Annotated in this window: 5 protein-coding genes and 1 pseudogene; all 6 read left to right on the plus strand. The window is 65.9% G+C overall.

What is annotated here, in order from left to right:
• Positions 1-234 (plus strand): integrase core domain-containing protein (locus AB0873_RS31695; RefSeq protein ID WP_366604402.1); only part of this gene is annotated, 234 nt, incomplete at its 5' end.
• Positions 235-269: 35 nt separating this feature from the next.
• Positions 270-845, plus strand: a complete 576-nt coding sequence (locus tag AB0873_RS31700) for a GNAT family protein (protein ID WP_366604404.1) — start codon at positions 270-272, stop codon at positions 843-845.
• A gap of 274 nt (positions 846-1,119) precedes the next feature.
• A pseudogene (locus AB0873_RS31705) lies at positions 1,120-1,259 on the plus strand (transposase); the annotation flags it as partial.
• A 140-nt stretch (positions 1,260-1,399) separates the two neighbouring features.
• Positions 1,400-2,788 carry a transposase gene (locus tag AB0873_RS31710; RefSeq protein ID WP_366604406.1) on the plus strand — a complete coding sequence of 463 codons (1,389 nt, stop codon included), beginning with the start codon at positions 1,400-1,402 and terminating at the stop codon, positions 2,786-2,788.
• A gap of 1,031 nt (positions 2,789-3,819) precedes the next feature.
• Positions 3,820-4,161 (plus strand): hypothetical protein, encoded by a 342-nt coding sequence (locus AB0873_RS31715; protein WP_366604407.1) that lies wholly within the window; start codon positions 3,820-3,822, stop codon positions 4,159-4,161.
• A gap of 293 nt (positions 4,162-4,454) precedes the next feature.
• Positions 4,455-4,827 (plus strand): ATP-binding cassette domain-containing protein (locus tag AB0873_RS31720; protein ID WP_366604408.1); only part of this gene is annotated, 373 nt, incomplete at its 3' end.

Raw genomic sequence — 4,827 nt, forward strand, 5'->3', positions numbered from 1 at the left:
TCAACCCGCTTCCAACAGCGGCTTGACGAACATAGGAGCATCGAACGCTCACACCTCATCCCCGCCGAGGAGTTCTGCCGGATGCTCGACGGCGTCGTGATCGACGACGCCGAGGTCTTCAACGACAAGCTCCGCGAGTGGGAGGACTTCTACAACTACCATCGACCGCACGACGGCCTCGGCGGCCAGACCCCTTGCGGACGTCTCAAGCAGAAGACCCAGACCCAGCCGTAAACGATCATTGTCCGTCGCACACGATGGGATGGCGGGTGGTGTGGTTGCAGCAGTATGATCGATTGCGTCGATGGATATTGGTATCGGATGCGACAGGACCCATGATTACGATTCGCCCTTACGTCAGCGCAGACATTATCTTTGCTCAGCAACACCTCACCGGACCAGACATTGGAGACACTGTTTGGTTCGGCTACTCCTCGCCGCGCTTGCAGGCTGAGTTTGACGCGAACGGATTGCTCTCCCCAGACGGCGGCCGGTTGATTGTCGACCAGGACGGGGAAGCAGTCGGCACTGTGCAGTGGTTTAAGGGTTCTTGGGGTCCGGCGGGGCTCAGTTGGTGCTGGGAGATTGGCATCCTTTTGCGACATGATGCCCGTGGGCGTGGCATTGGCACGGAAGCCCAGGCGCTGCTTTGCGACTACCTTTTCAACCACACCCGCGCCGAGCGTCTGCAGGCGGTTACCGACGTCGAGAACATCGCCGAGCAACGAGCGCTGGAGAAGGCCGGTTTCTTGCAGGAGGGGCGAATTCGTAGCGCCCAGTGGCGCGCCGGACGTTGGCACGATCAGTACCTATATTCCTTCATCCGTAGTGACTGGCAAAGCTGACTGGGCTCTATCCGCGTTGGACCCGGGTTAGGCACCAAGGGGGAAGGCAGCGTAAACCTCGTCAACCAGCGAAGAACGATGGTGGCCCGAGACGCTGCGCGAGGGCGCGGTATATCACCGTTGGTGACGGGTAGCAACCCTAACTAGGCGATTCATCACTCCCACTACATTTGGTTGCCTTCTTGGGTCTTGTCGGCGAGGTGGCTGGAGGGTCGATGATGACACTCTGGTTCGGGTCGGCAGAAGCACCGCCAGCCACCCACGATCTGCGAGGATTCTCAACGCAATCCTCTACGTCAACCGCACCGGCATCGCTTGGCGCTACCTGCCGCATTGACTTCCCGACTGCCAGGACCGTCTACGGCTACTTCACCGCCTGGACAGGCGACCGCATCTTTTACCCAGCTCAACTACTAACTCACCGGCCCTGGCCCGCCAAGGACAGTGGTGCCACATAGCCCACGGCCGCCGCCCCATCCCGCCCTAGTAGTGCTTTGTTAAGTCGTGGCGGCGTGTCGCTTGTATGACTATCGTCGCGGTGTTTGGCTGCGGCGGTGGATGAGCGGGAACTCGCCCGGGTGCGGGGGCAGTTGGAGGATTTCGCGGCGGGGGTGTTCGCGGGGTTGCGGCGGTCGGATCAGCGGGCGACTGGTCTGCGGTATCTGCGGGGGCTGATGCTGGATGGCCGGCGTAAGTCGATGCAGCCGATGGCCGAGCGGCTCGGGGTCGATCACCAGCAGTTGCAGCAGTTTCTGACTTCCTCCACGTGGGACGTCGGTGGTGTGCGGCGACGGCTGGCGACGGCGGCGGTCGACGTGGTGACGCCGCAGGTGTGGGTGGTGGACGACACCGGGTTTCCCAAGGACGGCAAGGCGTCGGCGTGCGTGGCCCGGCAGTACTCCGGCACCCTCGGCAAGGTCGCCAACTGCCAGATCGCCGTCAGCGTCCACGCGGCGACCGACGCCGCGTCGGCGGTGCTGAACTGGCGGCTGTTTGTGCCGGAGTCATGGGACGACACCTGCGTCCCCGGCCCGGACGGCAAGCCCGCGAACCCGCACGCCCGTAGGCTGCGCCAGCAGCCGGTCACGCGCGACCAGGCCGGGGCGAAGAAACCACATGTGCGCCAGCAGGCGTCGCCTGCCGAGCAGATCGAGCAGATCCGCCGGCGGCGGGCGGCGTCGAAGGTGCCAGACACCGAGCGGTACCGGCCGAAGTGGCTGATGGCCCTGGAGATGCTCGACGAGTTGGCCACATGGGGGCTGCGTCCGCCGCTGCTGACCGCGGATGCCGGCTACGGCCAGGTCGCCGAGTTCCGCCAGGGCCTGACCGAACGCGGCATCGGCTACATCGTGGCGACCACGTCGAGCACCACGGCTCAACCCGGTGACGCCCAACCCGTCGAGGTCCCCTACGCCGGCGTCGGCCCCCATCCCACACCGCGCTACCCCCACCCTGCTCGCAGCCTGCAGGACCTGGCCCTCGCCCACGGCGCCGACGCCACGACGTTGGTGCGCTGGCGTGCCCGGCTACCCGCACCCGACCGCGCCCCTGCCCAGCCTGCCAGCGAACTGGCCGGGCACTTCTTCGCCCTGCGGGTGCGTCCCGCCGGCCGGGCCATCCAGCGCGGACCCCACCGCGGCGACGACGGCGTCCTGCCCGAATGCTGGCTGCTCGTGCAATGGCCTCCTGACCAGGACGAACCCACCGACTACTGGCTGTCCGACCTGCCCGCCGACACACCCTTGACCGAACTGGTCCGCCTGGCCAAAAGCCGCTGGCGTGTCGAGCACGACTACCGCGAACTCAAGACCGCACTCGGGCTCGACCACTTCGAAGGCCGTTCCTGGATCGGCTGGCACCGCCACGTCACCCTCGCCGCGACCGCCCAACTGTTCCTCACCCAACTACGGAGGGCACACCCAAAAGCAACGGGGCAGACCTGAGCCTGTACGCCGTCCTCCGGCAACTGCAGTACCTACTCGCGACCTGGCTCGGGTTCTGCCCCCTCTGCCGCCAACTCGTCCCAACCTAACAAAGCACTACTAGTACTGCAACGGCAGTTATGGAGGGACTGTGGATCTAACGGCACCTCTCTGCTGCCAACGCCTTGACACAGAGAGGTGCCGTTAGCGAGATAGTCCCGTTATGGATGCCGGTGTAGTGCATGATGTCTGCCGTGGCGGTGTCGGATGTCGATGCGTGGGCGGCGGAGTTGGATCGGTTGCATGCGCGGATCGGCGGTCGGTTTGCGATAGCCGGCCGGTGTCGCCGGGAACTGCGCGAAGACCCCAGGTCAGTCAGTCGGACGGTCAGGCCGGGCCGGGCCGGGAGGAATCCCTCGAACATCCTCACTGTCAGTCGACAGTAGCCGGTGAGCTGGGCGAACGTCCTTTCGATCTCTCACCGGTGCCGGCGAGTCGGTGTGAGGACTCGATGCCCCGGCGGGCGATGCGGGGTCGGATGCCGCGGCCGCGGAGCCTGCGCGGCAGGTGGGGTGGGTAGTCATAGCCCTTTTCGGCGTGCAGCTTGTCGAGGCACCGGCGGCGGGGTCAGCGTCGGGAGTGACGGCGGGGATGGCCGGGATCAGGGATTCCAGGCAGAGGCTGTCGTGGGTATTCGCCGCGGACACCCCGATGGACGGTGGCAGCCCGTTGCGGTCAGACAGAGCGTGGGTCTTGCTGCCGGGCTTGCCCCGGTCGACCGGGCTCGGACCGGTCAGGGCGCCCGTTACCTTTTGGACTGTCCCCAGATGGGGACCCTCGGTCGCTCGGCCTGGTATGACTTGCTGCCCCGGTCGTGCGGATGATTCGGGGGGTGTCGCCGGTCGGGTGGCGTCGGCGGATCGCTGATAGCGCCTCTGTCTGTCAAGCGGCCGCTGGGTGTGCTTGCTTTTGATCTTTGATGACATGTCGGTAAATCACGTCTCGAGCACACAACATCGACGCGTCTCGCCGTAACACAACGCCCGGACGAGTTGCCCGACACTCTCTACGACTGGGCCGTCGCGTCACTGCCCGGCACCGGCCAGTACGACTTTGCCCGCTGGCTGCTGATCCGCCGCTCGATCACTAACCCCGACGAGTTGGCCCACTACCTGTGCCACGGCCCCACCGACACCAGTGACGAGGAACTGATCCGCGTCGCCGGCATCCGCTGGGCGACGAGGATTGCTTCCAGACTGCGAAGGGACAGGTCGGCCTCGACGAGCACCAGATCCGCCGCTACGACGCCTATCGACCCAGCGATGTGCGCTCACGCTTTCCTCGCCGTCACCGACCACTACGGCGAGGAAAAGGGGCAGCCGAAGGAACGCTGAGGGTGAGACGCCTGCTGGCACACCTGATCACCAAGCCCGCACCACCGCCCACATCAATCGATGGCCATGGCGGCGGCACCGACACCAATACCACGGGCAGATCAGCCACGACCAGCGAAGATTCCGACTACGCCAAAGTGCGGCCGGAGTAACTGATGCGTCACAGTCACGGGTGCTGTGGTAAACCACACAGTTCCATGAAGCGGACGTCGGGGTGGCAAGCGCCCGACATGGCGTGAACCACCACAACCCCGACCGGGCCGGGCTCACCGCCAGGTCGCACACTTGACGACATGGATGACGAGTTCGCGATCTCCGTCCGGGGGCTGCGCAAGGCGTACGGGGACACCGTCGCGGTGGCGGGTGTCGACCTCGACGTACGCCGGGGTGAGGTGTTCGCCCTGCTCGGTCCGAACGGTGCGGGCAAGACGACCACGGTGGAGATCCTGGAGGGTTTCCGGCGGCGGGACGCGGGCGAGGTGTCGGTGCTCGGCAGCGACCCTGCGCTCGTCTTCGGGTCGCGACTGCGGGGCTCACGCGCCCCCGGCCAGCCGGCGCGTGACTGGCGCTCCCGGGTGGGCATCGTGCTCCAGGGCACCGGCGAGTTCGACGAGTTGACCGTCGGCGAGGTGGTGCGCCACTTCGCTGGCTTCTACGCCGACGCCG

The organism is Micromonospora sp. NPDC047707 (genome assembly GCF_040704235.1).
In the GTDB taxonomy this organism is placed as follows: domain Bacteria; phylum Actinomycetota; class Actinomycetes; order Mycobacteriales; family Micromonosporaceae; genus Micromonospora.